Origin of the sequence: Flavobacterium sp. BFFFF1 (assembly GCF_002256285.1) — a bacterium.
Classification (GTDB): Bacteria; Bacteroidota; Bacteroidia; order Flavobacteriales; family Flavobacteriaceae; genus Flavobacterium.
The window spans coordinates 122475-139000 of record NZ_NKJE01000010.1 but is presented as its reverse complement, the minus strand read 5'-3'; the positions used below and the strand labels follow the sequence as shown (position 1 = coordinate 139000).

At 45.9% G+C, this 16526-nt stretch carries 10 protein-coding genes and 1 pseudogene; 4 read left to right on the top strand and 7 right to left on the bottom strand.

Annotated features, from left to right (window positions below; translation table 11 throughout):
- A pseudogene (locus CFE23_RS08390) lies at positions 1–592 on the top strand (hypothetical protein); the annotation flags it as partial.
- A gap of 146 nt (positions 593–738) precedes the next feature.
- On the opposite strand, the gene CFE23_RS08385 reads toward CFE23_RS08390, so the two are convergent.
- The gene (locus CFE23_RS08385; protein WP_291086698.1) at positions 739–1758 is read right to left on the bottom strand and encodes an LLM class flavin-dependent oxidoreductase; all 1020 of its coding nucleotides are present in this window, start codon (positions 1756–1758) and stop codon (positions 739–741) included.
- Positions 1759–2143: 385 nt separating this feature from the next.
- On the opposite strand from CFE23_RS08385, the gene CFE23_RS08380 reads away from it, so the two are divergent.
- Together CFE23_RS08380 and CFE23_RS08375 are read left to right on the top strand one after the other, a co-directional pair.
- Positions 2144–2884, top strand: a complete 741-nt coding sequence (locus CFE23_RS08380) for a hypothetical protein (protein ID WP_291086696.1) — start codon at positions 2144–2146, stop codon at positions 2882–2884.
- A gap of 460 nt (positions 2885–3344) precedes the next feature.
- Complete coding sequence (locus CFE23_RS08375; protein WP_291086694.1) at positions 3345–6425, top strand: T9SS type A sorting domain-containing protein; 3081 nt, start codon at positions 3345–3347, stop codon at positions 6423–6425.
- Between the two features lie 379 nt (positions 6426–6804).
- On the opposite strand, the gene CFE23_RS08370 is transcribed toward CFE23_RS08375, so the two are convergent.
- The gene (locus CFE23_RS08370; protein WP_291086692.1) at positions 6805–7815 is read right to left on the bottom strand and encodes a hypothetical protein; all 1011 of its coding nucleotides are present in this window, start codon (positions 7813–7815) and stop codon (positions 6805–6807) included.
- Positions 7816–8254: 439 nt separating this feature from the next.
- Between CFE23_RS08370 and CFE23_RS08365 the strand changes: the two genes are divergently transcribed.
- Complete coding sequence (locus CFE23_RS08365) at positions 8255–10327, top strand: glycoside hydrolase family 16 protein (RefSeq protein WP_291086690.1); 2073 nt, start codon at positions 8255–8257, stop codon at positions 10325–10327.
- A 123-nt stretch (positions 10328–10450) separates the two neighbouring features.
- On the opposite strand, the gene CFE23_RS08360 is transcribed toward CFE23_RS08365, so the two are convergent.
- The 5 genes from CFE23_RS08360 to CFE23_RS08340 all read right to left on the bottom strand — a co-directional run bounded on the left by CFE23_RS08360 (position 10451) and on the right by CFE23_RS08340 (position 16306).
- Entirely contained in the window at positions 10451–10999 is a 549-nt protein-coding gene (locus CFE23_RS08360; protein WP_291086689.1) for a carboxymuconolactone decarboxylase family protein, read from the bottom strand.
- A gap of 125 nt (positions 11000–11124) precedes the next feature.
- Positions 11125–11715, bottom strand: coding sequence for a Crp/Fnr family transcriptional regulator (locus tag CFE23_RS08355; protein WP_291086688.1), 591 nt, complete (start codon positions 11713–11715; stop codon positions 11125–11127).
- 124 nt (positions 11716–11839) lie between these two features.
- Positions 11840–13225, bottom strand: coding sequence for a hypothetical protein (locus CFE23_RS08350; RefSeq protein WP_291086685.1), 1386 nt, complete (start codon positions 13223–13225; stop codon positions 11840–11842).
- A gap of 350 nt (positions 13226–13575) precedes the next feature.
- Complete coding sequence (locus tag CFE23_RS08345) at positions 13576–14127, bottom strand: ferritin-like domain-containing protein (RefSeq protein ID WP_291086683.1); 552 nt, start codon at positions 14125–14127, stop codon at positions 13576–13578.
- A gap of 25 nt (positions 14128–14152) precedes the next feature.
- Positions 14153–16306, bottom strand: a complete 2154-nt coding sequence (locus tag CFE23_RS08340) for a catalase (RefSeq protein ID WP_291086681.1) — start codon at positions 16304–16306, stop codon at positions 14153–14155.
- Positions 16307–16526 lie beyond the last annotated feature (220 nt).

The window sequence follows — 16526 nt, the reverse complement described above, 5'->3', positions numbered from 1 at the left end:
TGAGGAACTGACAACTAATAATGAAGAATTAATAATTAATAATGAGGAGCTGACAACTAGTAATGAAGAATTAATAATTAATAATGAGGAGCTGACAACTAGTAATGAAGAATTAATAATTAATAATGAGGAATTAAGAATTAATAATGAGCTTGAAAATGCAGTAATAGAGATTGGGAAGATCAGGAACCAGTTTCCGTTGAAGCCGTTGTTGATTGTAGGAAATAAAGCTGATAAGCTTACTGAAGCACAAAAGCATGCCATTGCCGCCGGAATACCAGAGATGCTGTTCCTGTCGGCGAAGGAAGGTACGGGGGTCGAGGAACTGAAAGACAGGTTGCTGTCATTTGTCAATACGGGTGCGTTGCGCAACAACGAGACGATTGTGACGAACACCAGGCATTATGATTCTTTATTAAAAGCCCTGGAAGAGATACAGAAGGTAAACCACGGGCTGCAGATGAACCTGTCGTCAGACCTGATGGCAATTGATATCCGGGAGGCGTTGTACCATTTTGGGGAGATTACGGGGCAGGTTACGAATGACGAGCTGCTGGGGAATATCTTTGCGAACTTTTGTATTGGAAAGTAGGTCGTGCAAGTCTTAGTCACAGTGGGCCGTTTGGGCCCGTCTGCTACTGCCTGCTTCGTACCGCATCACAAGCCCCATGAAGGGGCAGTGATAAAAACCCTATTTTCTTTATATCGATTTACCACTTAATATACTGAATAGGCACCCTATACGGATGCATTCCGTTCTTTTATGATTTCCGACAGGATTTGGTATGAATGGATCCTGTCCTCATGCCCATGCAGGTTGGACACCACCATCAGTTCGTCTACGCCGGTGTCTTTCAGGAACTTGTCCAACTGCTTCGCTACGGCTTCCTTCCTACCCACAAACGAATATTTCAGCATATCGCGCACGGCAGGGTTGTGCTGGATCATCATCAGTTCATCGGTCATTTCCATGGGGGGCTGTAGTGGCTCCCTTTTACCCGTCAGTATCCCCAGGAACATGCGGATTACCGAGGTAAAGTTCCTTTCCGCTTCCTCATCCGTATCGGCGGCAATCACGTTCACACCGGCCATGGTGTAAGGCTTGTCTAGGTAGGCAGAGGGTTGGAACTCCTTTCGGTAAATATCCAGCGCTTCCAACAGCAGTCCCGTGGCAAAATGGCTTGCGAATGCATACGGCAGTCCCATTTTGGCAGCCAGGTGTGCGCTGTCGAGGCTCGATCCTAAAATGTACAGCGGTACGTCGACCCCTTCAGCAACGACGGCACGCACCTGTGCCCATTCGTTATCCTTTGAAAAGTATTGCTGTATTTGGGCGATCTCTCCCCCGAAATTGTGGACGGACTGCATTCTGTCTCTCCGTATCGCCTGTGCGGTCAGCTGGTCGGTACCCGGTGCCCTGCCCAACCCCAGATCGATGCGGTTTGGATACAACCTGCCTAAGGTACCGAACTGCTCTGCCACAATCAATGGCGCGTGGTTGGGCAGCATGATCCCACCAGACCCTACGCGGATCGTTTGGGTGTTGGCCGCGATCAGGCCGATGAGTATGGGTGTGGCCACGCTGGCTACGTGCGCCATGTTGTGGTGTTCTGCCAGCCATAGCCGGCGGTACCCCATGTCCTCTGCTTTTTGGGCCAGGCCGATGCTGTTCTTTAACGTCTGATCTATTGTGATGCCCTTTGCTACGATGGCGAGTTCCAGTATCGAGTAGGCGACTTTCTTTGTTGTTGTTTCCATGAGTTGTATTGGGCACCCCGGTTTGCATCTGCAGCGGCTTCGCGCGATCCCCCTCGGCAGCTTCGAAAAACCGCTTTGGGGTATGCCCTGTTCCGGGGTGTTTTTATATTCCTTATGCATCGTATAAAAAGTGTGCCAGACGGCCGGTAATGGGTTTAAACCGAAAAAACAGCCCTTTTGTCAGGCTCAGGAGGGTACTATAATGGCTATCAACAAAACATATTCAGTACTTATAATACGCTATAAACACGCTATATATACGCTATATATACGCTATAAATACACTTTAAAGTTATTATATTACGGAATTAGTGGTATATTGGTACCCTATTAATGTCCCGCGGGTACCGGTGTGGTGCAGCGTTGCGGGTAAACCAATGAAACTATGGCAAAGCAGGAAAGTGTCGTGAAATTGTCCGGAACGATTGGCGGATTCAATTTTTTTTACCGGAAGGGGAAGCCGTTTGTGCGGATCGCGGGTGGCGGATTTGACAGCAAGAAAATCAAGAACAGCCCGACGATGGTGCGGGTGCGGGAAAACGCTTCCGAGTTTGGGATGTGTTCGAAGGCGAAGAAAGCCTTGCGGCTTGCGCTGAACCCGTTTTTACACCACTACAAAGACGCGACGCTGCATGGCAGGATGATGACGCTGCTGCAGGAGATCAAGACGCACGACGGCGTTTCGGCACGGGGGCAGCGCAAAGTGGGCCTTGGGATGCAGACTGCTGCGGGCCAGCGGTTGCTGCGTGAATTTGCATTTTCCCCTAAATACAGTTTTGAGCAACTGCTGGGCACATCGGGCGCCTTTGATGCCGCGACATGTGCGTATGCGGTAGCGGATTTCTCTACTGATGTGGCGCGGTTCCCGGCAGGCGCCACGCATGTGGAAATCCATTATGGCGTGCTACGGTTTGATTTTGAGACGCTTGAGCACCAGATGGCGCTCTGCCCTCCCCTGCTCCTGCCGCGGGATGCCGGAAATACTTCGTTCCATTTTACTCCGGACATGCTGCCTGAAGGCAACGGCATGCTGCTGGGGATTGGCTGCGTGCGGTTTTACCAGGAACTCAATGGGAATTTGATGGGGTTGGGGGATTTTGGGTGTGGGGTGTTGGGGGTTGTGTAAAGCTGAAGGCTATTGCGCAGCATGCGGTAAACTTTGCGGAGCGGGGTTAGTCTGCTGCCTGCTTTAAAAAATACCCCGTAGCGGGTATTGTGTAGAACGGTTGTGGGTTGTACGTTTGGAAGGATACATTTATGGGTGGAATCCTTTTATATGCTTATGGGCATATAACGAAATTCAGCACTATCCATCGTGTGTATCGTTGCGAACATGGATTACAAATCTTGCCAGCTGGGTGTTTGTGATACCACGCGAAAGGATACGTGCTGTAGCGAAATGGAAATGAATTTTGTTAACTATTTTTATCAGAAGTTCAGGATCGATCTTTTTAATGTATATTTTTGAAAAGAAATGAATTGTAGTCATCAACCGTTCAGGCTTTTTTTATGTAGATAACCATAACCAGTAGCGTTTACACAAATTTGAATTTTTAACCCTTTATATAATTTTAGATCAGAAACGAATGAAGAAAATCATTACTATTTTACTATTGACGGTAAGTACGCCATTTTTCGCCCAATGCTGGCAGAAAGTCAGCGCAGGCAACGATTTTACGATTGCCATCCGTGACGACGGAACTTTATGGTCCTGGGGAAGAAACCCATACGGACAGTTAGGCGACGGATCCCCTACAACGTCAATTTCATATTGGCCAAAGCAAACCAGTGAGGATAATACGTGGGTCACGGTGTCAGCGGGTTGGAATCATGCTGCTGGAATAAAAAGTGATGGAACATTATGGACCTGGGGACAAAACTATTACGGCAACTTGGGCGATGGAACAAATACCGACAAGACAGTTCCCGTCCAGGTGGGCTCCGCAACGAATTGGGTCTATGTGTCTGCCAATTACGACAATACATTTGCTATAAAATCAGATGGTACCTTATGGGCCTGGGGACAAAATTCCTTCTATGAGCTCGGAGATGGTACCAATGTAAGCCAAAACATTCCCATACAAATCGGAACCGCAACAAACTGGAAAATGGTGACCGGAGGATTTGCGCATACCATCGGCGTAAAAACGAATGGTACCTTATGGGCGTGGGGTAGAAATAACCTAGGGCAATTGGGCGACGGTACTACAGTCGATAAAACAATTCCAACCCAAATTACGACGGCGACCAATTGGACTGAGGCAAACGCCGGCTACGAGCATTCTGCAGGGCTTAAATTGAACGGAACCGTATGGGGTTGGGGGCATAACCAGCACGGTGAAGTGGGCAACGGTACTCAAACATTATCAGTGCTTGTACCAACCCAGGCTGGTACGGATACAAACTGGAAATCGGTTAAAGCAGGAAGGGACCATAATATTGCAACAAAAACGAACGGGACACTATGGAGCTGGGGATCGAATGTCACCGGACAACAAGGAAACCTGAGTTTATCCACCTCAACGAGAACGTCTCCGGGCCAGGTAGATACTGCAACAGATTGGGAATCGTTTGATACGTCAGTAGATTTTAATTTTGCGCGCAAAACCAATGGTGCCATCTATGGCTGGGGATCCAATACGCATGCACAACTGGGCAATGGATACCAGGGTACAAACCCAGATCTTGGCGATGCAATCATTTGCGGCGCTTCAGGTTGCAATCCTCCAACAAATCTTAATACGAACAACATTACCGCCACCAGCGCAAAAATCCAATGGTATCAGACCGCGGGAGCAGGTTATCTATATCTCTACAATACCAGCAACGTCCTCGGTGGTACCGATGGCGCCATCAATGATGCGAATATACCTTCAGCGATTTTAACAGGTCTTTTGCCAGATACTACCTACTATTGGTGGGTTGCCAGTATCTGTTCCGGAGATCCAGTATGGATTCAGGGGGAAAGCTTTACGACGTTGGCACTTACCGCTCCTCTAACCGCCGCTCCGGATCCAACATTGCCGCAATCCAGCGTCATATCAATGTATAGTAACGTATACACCAATGTTCCGGTAGACACTTGGAAAACATCCTGGACACCTGCGCAGGTTGGGCTAACTGATCTTCAGATTGCCGGAAATGACACAAAGAAATATACAAACCTTAATTATGTTGGGATAGAAACGGTTACAAATCCACTGAATGTTAACGGGATGACACATCTTAACATGAATGTATGGTCGCATAACTTTACAGTTTTCAAGGTAAAACTCGTAGATCTTGGTGCAGATGGTACCTTCGGCGGCGGTGATAACGTTGAACATGAAATTACTTATACTACACCCGCTAGCGCGCAATGGATTACATACCATATCCCTCTTTCCGCATTTACTTCATTAGTGACCAAAGGGCATATTGCCCAATTGATTTTAGCGAGCAGTGATGCCAATGTATACATTGATAACGTGTACTTCAGTAATGAATCCGCAGAAAATCAGCCGGCATCAATTGCCATTGTAGGTGACGGTGTGGGCGGATGGCCAAGCGGAGTGCCGGGAGAAGTGGATGCCAGACAAATGAGTACTTCAGATCATGTACACTGGACTTACGATAATTTAGTAGTATCTGCCGGAAGAATAAAATTCAGGGGAAATAATTCCTGGACACTACCGTATAACTGGGGTGTAAACGGCCCGCAGAACTTTACTGCAGGTACAGCGACCGCTGACGGCGGCGACATCATCTCGAAAGTCGGCGTGTATGACGTCACTTTCAACAGTACCACAGGAGCCTATACCTTTTCGATTGACCAGACCGCGTTTCCCGTATTGGGGATGATTGGCTCGGCAACACCTGGTGGCGATACTGATGACACCGATATGTTTACCAATGACGGCGTAAATTACAGCTATGTTGGTGTTCAGTTGGTTCCGGGATTTTTTAAATTCCGACACGACCACATGTGGACAACTACGAACAACTGGGGCGGAAACACGTTTCCTGTAGGAGCAGCGCTTCTTGATTCAGATTACATCAATATTCCGACTGCGGGTAATTACGACGTATTTTTCTCAAAAGGTTCACCTCCATTTTATACTTTTTCATTTGCAGGCATATCGTTGGTTGGAGCTGCTACACCAGGCGGATGGCCGGCGGGAACACCTGAAGAGGTTGACCCTCACCAGTTGACAACAACAGATGGGATTCATTATACACTGAATGGCATTACTTTAACGGAAGGACCGGTAAAATTCCGTGCTGATAATGCCTGGGAGCGCCAATGGGGGGCGAGTACTTTTCCAATCGGCACAGCACAGATACAAATTGGAGGTGATATCGTTATTTCACCTGCAGGGACTTATGACGTAGCCTTCAACATTCTTACAGGAGCGTTCGAATTTACTTCGACGCTTTCAGTTGTTGACCTCGATACTGCGTCGTTGGTAGTGTATCCAAATCCTACAAATGATAGCTGGAACTTCAAAGTTGCTAACGAAAATATGAAATCCGTACAAATCATGGATATTACAGGGAAAGTAATTATGTCCAAGTCTGTTACAGGAAATGAATTGAAAGTTAACGCTTCCAAATTGAGCAGCGGTATTTATTTTGCGAAAGTAACTACTGATACAGCGTCAAAAACAGTCAAACTGTTGCGAAAGTAAGAAATTAAGTTCAGTTTTAAACTAATGATCTAACCCTCGATATACGGGGGTTATTTTTTTTTCTTTCATTTCGCCGTTACGCAAAGTCGGAAAATTTTGCGCAGCTATGCTTTAACCCAAGAGAACATAAAACTGAAAAGTTTCAGTATCCCTAAATCAATTCAATTAAAACCATTAAGAGATTAAGTTTCATTAAAGGACAAAATAGGGACATCGCTTAATTCTCTTAATCTCTTAATGGTTAAGAAATACATTCGTTTTAAGCTCGCACGTTTCACAAAGTATGACCAACGATTTACCTCATTAAAAATCCCCGATAACCATATTGTCATCGGGGATTGGATCAAAACGTATCTGGGGCAAAGGGTTACATCCTCAATTAGTTCAGATTAAAAACGGAAACCGTTTGTTCTTTATAAGACTGGTAGGCTGGCTGGCTGCTGTCTGCTTTATCAGAGCAAATCACGATTTGGGTGTCGTTGATGAAAGAAACCCCTTCCACATTTCCGTACAATTGCAGCGTACCGGCGCCAATGACACCCGAGGAATTTCCAAGTGGAAAAGTATATGCGGTACCGCCGGTAATCGTCCAGGAACTGCTGCTTAAGGTGCCTACCCACAGCTGCCCGTCTACCTGGGACGTAATGGCCACTTTTCCGGTAGCCGAAACAGCGAGGTCTGAATAGTCTGAAAAGGTAACCGATGACGGCAAAGTGATTTCAGTAACCAGTGCCCATTTTGAACCATCGTAAGCCAATACCGGGATTTTGCCTGTCCCCTCCACCAATCCAAGCAGGTAGTTTGTTCCCCCGCGGGATACCCATGCCAATCCTTCAAATGCTTTATTGGCGTTTCCTGAAGTAAAGTTGTAGTTTACCCAGTCCCTGTTGGTATAGTTCATGCCGGAATCCATTTTGCTGATCCGGGGCTGGTAGTTGCTTCCGTTTTGTGCCGATTCTTCCACGATATAAAAATGCGGGGTACCGTTCGCCTCATACGTAATTCCTTCATAGTTGGAGCTTCCAGAACCTGGTGCTCCGGTACTCAGCAACGTGTTTTGACTACTGTTTATGGGTAGGGTACTTTTAATTTTGGCAATCTTCTGCATATTGTCACTGGCCACATAGAAATAGCCGTTCAGGTACTGCACGCCACTTCCTTCGAACACATCAGCGCTGTTGTATCCCGGCAGCAGTTTGTAAATCTTTGCTTCGGATACGGGAGCACCCAATACGGTCGCTGAGGCCATTCTTTTTGTCGCACCCGAGCCGTTTAATTTTGCTGTAGCAACGGCATTTGTGCCTTCAGAGGCAGGCGTGTCATTGCTGCAGGCTCCTAAAAATGATGCCACAGCCATCGTGAAAGACGCCATAAGGGTTTTGTTTTTCATTGGTTGGTTTTTAAATGATTATTAATTGTTTGGATGCCCCTAAAATACTGCTCCCGGAAACAACGGGCGCTACCATAAGTTTACCATATCATTAGCAAATAACAACAATCGTAAAAGAGTAATAGTGGTGGAAGGGTGAAGGTTGCGTGCTGGGGTTGGTTTCGGGACTGCCGGTGTGGGCTGGCCTGTCGCCCGCCCTAAAAAATACCCTGTAGCGGGTATTGTGTGGAGCGGTTGGGGGATGTATGTTTGGAGACGTAGATACGGGGTGTTTAGTTGCGGTGGTTTTTGATATGCTTTGTGGGCACGATTGTGACGCTAGCGCTAGCGGGGGGGCACATTTCCTTTTTGGCAAAACAAACTACAAGCCCAAAAGCAAAAGGGCCACACTCCTTAACTTTATTCAACAAATTATATGAACCTTATAAAAACTATACACATGAAACGATTACTATTTGTTTTAATAATAAGCATCTTTTTTCACAACAACACACAGGCACAATGCAGATTAGATAAAACAAATTATCAACTTGTTTTTGAAGATAACTTTAATTATTCTACAATGGCAGCACTAAAAAATGTTTGGGATTTAGTCCCTCCACAACCCACTGCTGGTTATGGAGACTATAAAGACCCTGCTACAAACCAATATATTTCATGGGGTGAATATTATAATGAGTCTCAAGTGAGCTTACAGCCTGGGGGAATAGTACGTTTGACTGCTCAAAAATTATCTACGCCTTATACTTGTGTTTGGGCTGGCAGAACAAGAAATTGTTCCTATGTTTCTGGTTTACTTGTAACTAAAACAAATGTATCATATGATGACCAGATGCCAAATCAAGGCTGTCCATGGACAAAACCCTATTATACTGGTTATCTTTATGGTATGTTTGAAATAAGATGCAAACTTCCCAGTCAAATTAGCTTTCCCGCATTTTGGTTACATGGAGGGTATTCAGAAATTGACATTTTTGAATACAATGGAGGAGGTAGTTCTGATGAATTTTTCTCAACTCAACACTATGCAGGTTCATATAGTCCCGATTGTCCTCAGTATCCATCAGTTCCATCTTGCGGTCATACCTATAAAATTGAAAGTCCCAGGAAAATATCAGATGATTATCATACCTGGACTTGTGTTTGGACCCCTACTAAAGTTACAACTTTTTTCGACGGTAGGGAAATGAAAACTACAGATGCACGTTTAATACCTGCTTTTAATCAAACAAATTTTCTTATGGCAAATTTAGGTATGTGGTCTTGGGGTGGAGATCGTTGTGTTATGGATATAGACTACATAAAAGTTTACAAGCCTATTGGCGGGAATTATTCATTACCATATAAATCTTCAAATGATTTTATGAATAATTCCATTTTTAATAATTCAAGCAGTTTGAAAGTTAGCCCTGTTCAAGGTTCTATAGCATCAGACCCTGGTGGCAATAAAATATACCATGTAAATAGTGTTGATAACAGAATGTATGTTTCTGAAAAAATTAACGGGAGTTGGCAAAGCAATATCATTCAATACAATTATAATCCAAATTTACCTGCAATGCTGTGTAACGGTGATTTAACATATAATCCACAGTTTAATAAAATTTTGTATAAAGGAAAAGATAATAGAATTCAATTTTTTGAACCATATTCAAATAATGTTTATAGGCATTATTTCATTGATGATTATTGGGATACTTCAGCTTATAATATATCTGGTAATCCTGGCTCTATGAGTGTTACAAGTGATGGTAAAATTGCGTATAGAGGTACTGATGATAAAATTCATGTCTTTAAATGGAACCCTGCAATTTCAAGATGGGATCAATTAACTATTAATTATACCTATGGATTATGTGCTGGTATGTCTGACGCTGACTTTGTTGCTGGAGATGTTATTGTTGAACAAGGGTCAAATAACATCATTTACAGAGGAAGAGATGGTAGAATGCAATTGTTTTGGCAATCATCACCATTTGTTTATCAACACGGTTGGGTGGATAACAACTTTGGGACAAGCGCTTATTTGGTGAGTAATAAACCTGGCTCAATTATATCTACTCCAAAAGGCATTTTCTACAGAGGTGCAGATGACAAACTACATAGATTTTACTGGAATGGCACAACTATGGTTCATCAAATCTCAAATTATACTTATGGTTTATGTGCAGGTATGCCTGATGCTGATTTTGTAAAAGGAAATTTAAGTTATCATCCTTCATTAAATTTTGTATTATATGTAGGTCGAGACGGTAGAATTCAAAGATTTGAAATACCTTCTACAAACACTTCTACTTCATGGGGGCATTATTGGATAGATGATTATTGGAACACTTCTCTTTTTTCATCATTTGGGTCATCGTTGGCTAATAGTTTTGCCTCATTACATACAACTTCTGATGGTAAGATGGTTTATAATAATTCCGCTTTGCAAAATGGATTAGCATACTTTAACTTAGAACCATGTGAAAATCTTAATCCACCATGTGGCATCACTAAACCAATTAGATGAATGGTAAATCAAACTCCACATAAGTATCTTTTTGCAAACTCCACCATTACACCTTTCCCGCCAACACAAAAAAGGGCTGCCCCATTCGAAACAACCCTTTTTTAACTCTAAAGCGGTATTGGATTATATTTCCACAGCAAGCGGCCAATCGATTTCCAAACCGGTGATGTTGTGCAGGTAATTGCTGATGGTCTTGTCGCCGATGATGATGACAGCATCGATTAGATTGGCCTCGTTGTAACCAGCATTGAAAAATGCTTCTTTGGCCGCCTCAGTCGCCCTGCCCCTGTTCTCGACTACGGAAGCTGTGAATTGTACGAGCGCGTTTAATTTGGCATCAAATGACGCCGATCCTTTCCTGATCTCCAGAATCTGGTCTTCGGTGAGTCCGCTGAATTTTGCAAAAACGGAATGCGCGGATTGGCAGTAACGGCAGCCGTTGATTTGGCTGGTTACCAAATTGATAATCTCTCTTTCCTTGCCCGTCAGGCTGCTTTTGCGGTTTTGCAGCGCCAGATAATCTGCGAGTGCGGTTTCGCTGTGTGCGTAATAGGCATACAGGTTGGGCACAAAACCAATCATCTTGTGCAGGTTGTCAAAAATGGCCTGGTTGTTTTCTGAAACCTGGTCCCTGGTTGGCACGGTAAACGTTCCGTTGGCTGTTGTATTCATCTTTATACTGTTAAGGTTATTTGTCGTTATTGACATTACAAAGATGCGACAGGGAGCCAGCGTTTTCCAATCAACCAGATTAGGAAAACAGCTGAAACCAAATGAATAAAAAGAGTGAAACCAGATTAACTTTTCTTGTGAAGCCTTGCGTTTCTTAGCTTTGAAAGGTATTGTGTCGTCATGCCCAGAAATGAAGCCAAAGCATATTGCGGCACCCGGTTGGCAATTTGGGGGTATTGCTGTTCAAATTCGGTAAAGCGTTCTTCAGCCGTTTTGGTGAGGTTCCCAATTAGTCTTCGCTGCATTCCGGCAAACGAACGTTCGGCCATTATCCTAAAAAACGTCTCGAATTTGGGATTAGCGGCTTTTAGTTTTTGCTCGCTTTCGAAATCGATTTGCAGGATGGTGCTGTCTTCCATTGCCATGACAAACATCGAGGCGGGTTGCTGGTAGATGTAACTGCTATAATCCGAAATCCACCAATCTTCGACAGCAAACTGGATGGTGTGCTCTTCGCCTTCATCCGCGACAACATACGCACGAAATGCACCGTTCACGACATAGTTGCGGTATTTCGCAACAAAGTCAGGCTGGATGATAAACTGCCTTTTTTTGATTTTGGTCACCTTAAAACAAGCCATAAACTCCTGGATTTCTTCAGGTGTGAGGGACACTCTGTCGCGTATGTGGTCTATTAGCGGTTGGGTGGAAGTCATTCCAAATGGTTTGTGTTTTCAAATTTAATGATTTTATGTGCACAGTGCAAAGCCGTAAGCTATTGTGCTACCTATCGTAAGATCGGCGGCGTTTCTCCTGCTTCTTTCAGCCCAGCCCCCTCACTCACTTCATCTGTGCCTCCAGCTTTTTAAACATCGCTTCAAGGTCCGAATCCTTTTGGTTCATGACGATCAACCGGCTCCCGTCGTTTAGGAGTGTGTGGTAGGCAAATTCCTGCTCTGGGTTGTATTTCCAGTTTTTGAGTTCGTTAAAGGCCCGCTTTACCAGGTTTAATTTCTCCTTGCTGCTTTTTGAAATGATGATTACTTTGGTCAGCGTGGTGGTTTTCATTTTTGCTGTGCCGGCGTCGGTGATTTCCGTTTCGTAATCGGCGGTGGACCGGTAGCGGTATTTTCGGTCGATGATATCAAAGTCGGCGGCGTTTTCCGAGATTACATAACGGTACGTCATGATGTTGTCGAGTTCGTTGGTCCAGTTTGGGAAATGCGTTTCATATGCGCTGATGTAGGCATCGACAAAGTTTTTATCAATCGGCTTCTTCTTCGAAACGTAATCGGTGACCAGCGGATAGACTTGTTTCGCCATCAGGTTGATGTATTTCCGGTTGTACCAGTCTTCGGGATCCACTTTGCCGTCGAGTTTTTCATATACAAAACCGTTCGCCAAAGCGGTAGCTAAAGCTTCGTTCAACAGTTGGTACGCATAATTGGCTGATTTCGAAGGATTCTCCTTAAAGTTCTTGTCCAGTTCCGTCTTGACCTCCAATGATTGCTCGTTGTAGAGGATGTGGTAGATTTCGTGCAGCATCACACTAAACAGTCCCTTGTAATCTTCCAGATCCACCTGAACTGCACTGATGAAGTCGTTATAAAACGCCTGTGCGGTAAATCCTTCGGAGTTGGGCAACGGGTAAAAGGCGATTTTGAACGGAATGGCATTGTCCCAGCTCGAATTGTAAAACACCAGGCCGGTTTCAAAATATTCCTCTATCCGGTTTTCGTTTGCGTATTGAATCATGTCACGGACCTTATTTTCAAATGCCTGTTTGTTAGGGTTGTAAATCAGTTCGTTGTAGATTGGTGTAAACTGGCTCAGTATTCCTGTGAGTTCTTTCAGCGTTTTGTTGGTCAGTATTCCGACTGAACGCAATGTAAAGTCTTTTAGGTTTTCCGTTTCTATTAAGTTCTTCTTCAGGATGTCGCGCGTCTGCATTGGGATTTTCGACCCGTAGGGGAATCCGTCAAACTCGTAGCTAAAATCAATGGGCAATTTATCGAAATTTGATATCAAGTCTTTGAACTGCTGTGTATTGTATCTTGACTTTACAAATTCGGTTTTAAAAACGTTGTCGGGGTAGTTTTCGGATAAATTCTGGATGAAGACAAATACGGCCAATTGCTCTGAATACTTGATTTCAAACGTTGGTTTTTGAGCGAATGAGCAGACTGAAATCAGCAAAAATGTCAAACCTGCAATTTTGTTTTTCATTGGGTTTTGGTTCTGGTGATGCGGACGAAAGGTCAGGTGTGTCAGCTGCATTGCGGCCTTTTTCACCCGAGCGGACGAATATATAAAAAAAACACAGTCCGTTTATTACATTTCCGGGTGGTTTGGAAAAATAAATTGTTCGTCAATGTGTGATTATAGCCTTTATCCACGCCTCCGTAAAAACCACAATAGCCTCAATATGGCTCAAACCATTAAGAAATTCAGTTTCATTGAGGTGTAAAGCGACACTGCGTCATTTTCTTAACGGCTTGATGACTCAAAAATCATCGGCATCCCCAAGGGCAAAAAAAAAGCCTGCATAGCAGGCTTCTTATTTCAATACGGTTATTTTATGCTTCGTCTGTCGCATCAAAATTGATGCTGTTGTAGGCCGCGTCGGTCAGCATCATGTCTGCTTCCTTCTCTTCGGCCAGGGTTTGCATCAGCAGTTTTGCGGCGTCGTTCTCGCCGAGTGTCTTTGCAAACGCGGACAGCGTGCCATAGGTTGCGATCTCATAATGCTCAATCTTCTGCGACGCGGCGATGATACCCGCATCCCTGACAGGTCCGGGTTGGGTTTCTTCCAATATGCTGTCGCCTTCCTTTAGCAGCCCTGCCATGGCTTCGCACTTTTTCGCTTCTGCCTTTTCGCCAAGCAGGCCAAATACCTGCTCCAGCCTTGCGACCTGGTTTTGCGTGATGGTGTGGTGGTCCCTGATTGCCGTTGCCAATTGGGTGGAAGCCGCGTTTTCTGCCATCTTCGGCAACGCCTTTACCAGGGCGTTTTCCGCCCAATAGATGTCCTTGAGGCTGTCTATAAAGAAGGTGCGCAGGTCGGTCGCCGCATCCGGTGCAGGGGCGACGAATTTATTTGAACTGTCGGTGTTGTTTGTATTTTTCATGGGTGTATTTGTTAAAATAAATGGTTTAAATCTTCGGTTCGCGGTCCCAGATGCGGTGCTGGCCCATCGCGTCGATAAACGCCTGCCCGAAATTGTTATCTCCGTCCCGGTCCACGATCAGCCCGGCATCGTCGTTGTTTGCGGTTTTTGACGCAAAAGTGGTTGCTGCCAATACGTCTAAGCCTTCGGCCTGCGCCCCGATCACTTTGCAATGTTTGTAGGCGTCGTTGATGAATTCGAGCGCGTCAGGATCTTCCGCCAGCACTGAAGCGGCCTCGCCACCCGGAATGTATATGGCATCAAACAGCACCGAAGACGCGTTTAGGAAGCTGCCCTCTACGGCCACGGCACCGCCGGCATCGGTACTAACGAATCCCATGTGGGGTGCGATCACACATCCTTTTGCGCCCTGTACCAGCAGCAGTTTCTTTAGGTTGGCCAGCTGGGCCTCGTTTACGCCGTCGTTACACAGTATGGCGACTTTGCGGCTTTCGATGGTTTTGGTTATCGTGGGGTTCTTTATCATGCCCAACGCGTCAGAGGGTTGCTGCGGCTGCAACAGTATTTTGGATTCCTGCGTGCCATCAGCATCGGCCCCGACGCCATGGTTCATTGGGGTTTCAGGCTGTTTCGGTACCGGAAGCCCGAGCCCCTCGGCGACCTTTTCGGCGAGCGTGGCATCTACCTGCGACAGCAGTCCCAGCATCCTGACGCGGATTGCGGTGGTGGCGACCTTGCTCAATTCGAACCGCAGCGCTTTGATGATGTGCCCCTGCTCTACTTCGGTCTGGCTGTTGTAGAACAGTGTGGCCTGGCTGAAATGGTCTGAGAAACTTTCGCTGCGTGCGCGGACCTTATGGGCGTCAATGCGTTCGTTAAAGCTTGCAAATCCGCCTTCTGCGATCCTGGCCTGATACGGGCAGCCACCGCCGAGTGAATTCGGGTGGTAGCTCACCCTGCCCGTGTTGATCTCCTGGCGCATGTGTCCGTCGCGCTGGTTGTTGTGCGTTGGGGATATGCTGCGGTTGATGGGGATTTCGTGGAAATTCGGGCTGCCGAGCCTTGACAATTGCGTATCGGTATACGAAAACAGCCTGCCCTGCAATAACGGGTCGTTCGTGAAATCAATCCCCGGCACTACGTGTCCCGGGTGAAAAGCGATCTGCTCGGTTTCTGCAAAGAAGTTATCGGGATTGCGGTTTAATACCATCCTTCCGATGATGGTTACGGGAACGAGTTCCTCGGGCACCAGCTTGGTCGGATCGAGTAGGTCAAAATCATATTTGGACTCATCGGCTTCCGGAATCACCTGTACGCCGAGCTCCCATTCCGGGAAGTTGCCCGTATCGATGGCATCCCATAAATCCTGCCTGTGGAAATCAGGATTCTTCCCGGAGATTTTCTGGGCTTCATCCCAAACAACCGCATGGGTGCCGAGTTTGGGTTTCCAGTGGATCTTTACAAAGTGTGATTCGTCCTGCTCATTGATGAACCTGAAGGTGTGTACGCCGAAGCCTTCCATCATCCGGTAGCTTCGCGGGATGGCGCGGTCTGACATCGCCCACATGACCATGTGCATGGATTCCGGCATCAATGAAATAAAGTCCCAAAAGGTATCGTGTGCGGAAGCCGCCTGTGGAATTTCGTTATGGGGTTCTGGTTTCACTGCGTGAATCAGGTCCGGGAATTTGGATGCGTCCTGTATAAAAAATACGGGAATGTTGTTGCCGACGAAATCGTAGATTCCGGCCTCGGTATAGAACTTCACGCTGAAACCGCGGACGTCCCTGGCGAGGTCTGTGGAGCCTCTTGATCCCGCTACTGTTGAGAACCGCGCAAATACGGGCGTCTTCTGCCCTACTTGCTGCAGGAACGCCGCTTTGGTGAACTGCGGGATGGGATTGGTCACTTCAAAGAAGCCATGTGCCCCGGAGCCGCGGGCATGGACGATCCTCTCTGGAATCCGTTCATGGTCGAAATGCGTGATCTTTTCGCGCAGTATAAAATCCTCGAGCAGTGAGGGGCCGCGTTCTCCTGATTTTAGGGAGTTGTTGTCATCATTGATCTTTACGCCCTGGTTTGTGGTCAGGAACTTGTTGTTCGGATCAGACTTATTCACCGACAGGTCGGTTTGTTTTGCCTCCTGGTTTACCGGCTGGCTGGTATTGTGTTTTTTCATAAGATGGTTGTTTTATTGTTGTATATGGTAAAGGTCCGGGCCGTAAGAACCTGTAGTGCAAGCTGGTGCTGCCCGGCTGACCCAAAGTTAATTCAGTGGTGCAGCGGGAAATTATATGATTGCGGATTTATATTATACGATTTGGGGGATGGGCTGTTTGGGACGATTCAGGACGTAGGAATTGACACCATTAAGAAATTCAGTTTCATTAAGGCATCAA

Bases quoted from the DNA above. Each gene is read 5' to 3' on its own strand.
- CFE23_RS08385 (WP_291086698.1), bottom strand. From the start codon at position 1,758: ATGGAAACAACAACAAAGAAAGTCGCCTACTCGATACTGGAACTCGCC.
- CFE23_RS08380 (WP_291086696.1), top strand. From the start codon at position 2,144: ATGGCAAAGCAGGAAAGTGTCGTGAAATTGTCCGGAACGATTGGCGGA.
- CFE23_RS08375 (WP_291086694.1), top strand. From the start codon at position 3,345: ATGAAGAAAATCATTACTATTTTACTATTGACGGTAAGTACGCCATTT.
- CFE23_RS08370 (WP_291086692.1), bottom strand. From the start codon at position 7,815: ATGAAAAACAAAACCCTTATGGCGTCTTTCACGATGGCTGTGGCATCA.
- CFE23_RS08365 (WP_291086690.1), top strand. From the start codon at position 8,255: ATGAAACGATTACTATTTGTTTTAATAATAAGCATCTTTTTTCACAAC.
- CFE23_RS08360 (WP_291086689.1), bottom strand. From the start codon at position 10,999: ATGAATACAACAGCCAACGGAACGTTTACCGTGCCAACCAGGGACCAG.
- CFE23_RS08355 (WP_291086688.1), bottom strand. From the start codon at position 11,715: ATGACTTCCACCCAACCGCTAATAGACCACATACGCGACAGAGTGTCC.
- CFE23_RS08350 (WP_291086685.1), bottom strand. From the start codon at position 13,225: ATGAAAAACAAAATTGCAGGTTTGACATTTTTGCTGATTTCAGTCTGC.
- CFE23_RS08345 (WP_291086683.1), bottom strand. From the start codon at position 14,127: ATGAAAAATACAAACAACACCGACAGTTCAAATAAATTCGTCGCCCCT.
- CFE23_RS08340 (WP_291086681.1), bottom strand. From the start codon at position 16,306: ATGAAAAAACACAATACCAGCCAGCCGGTAAACCAGGAGGCAAAACAA.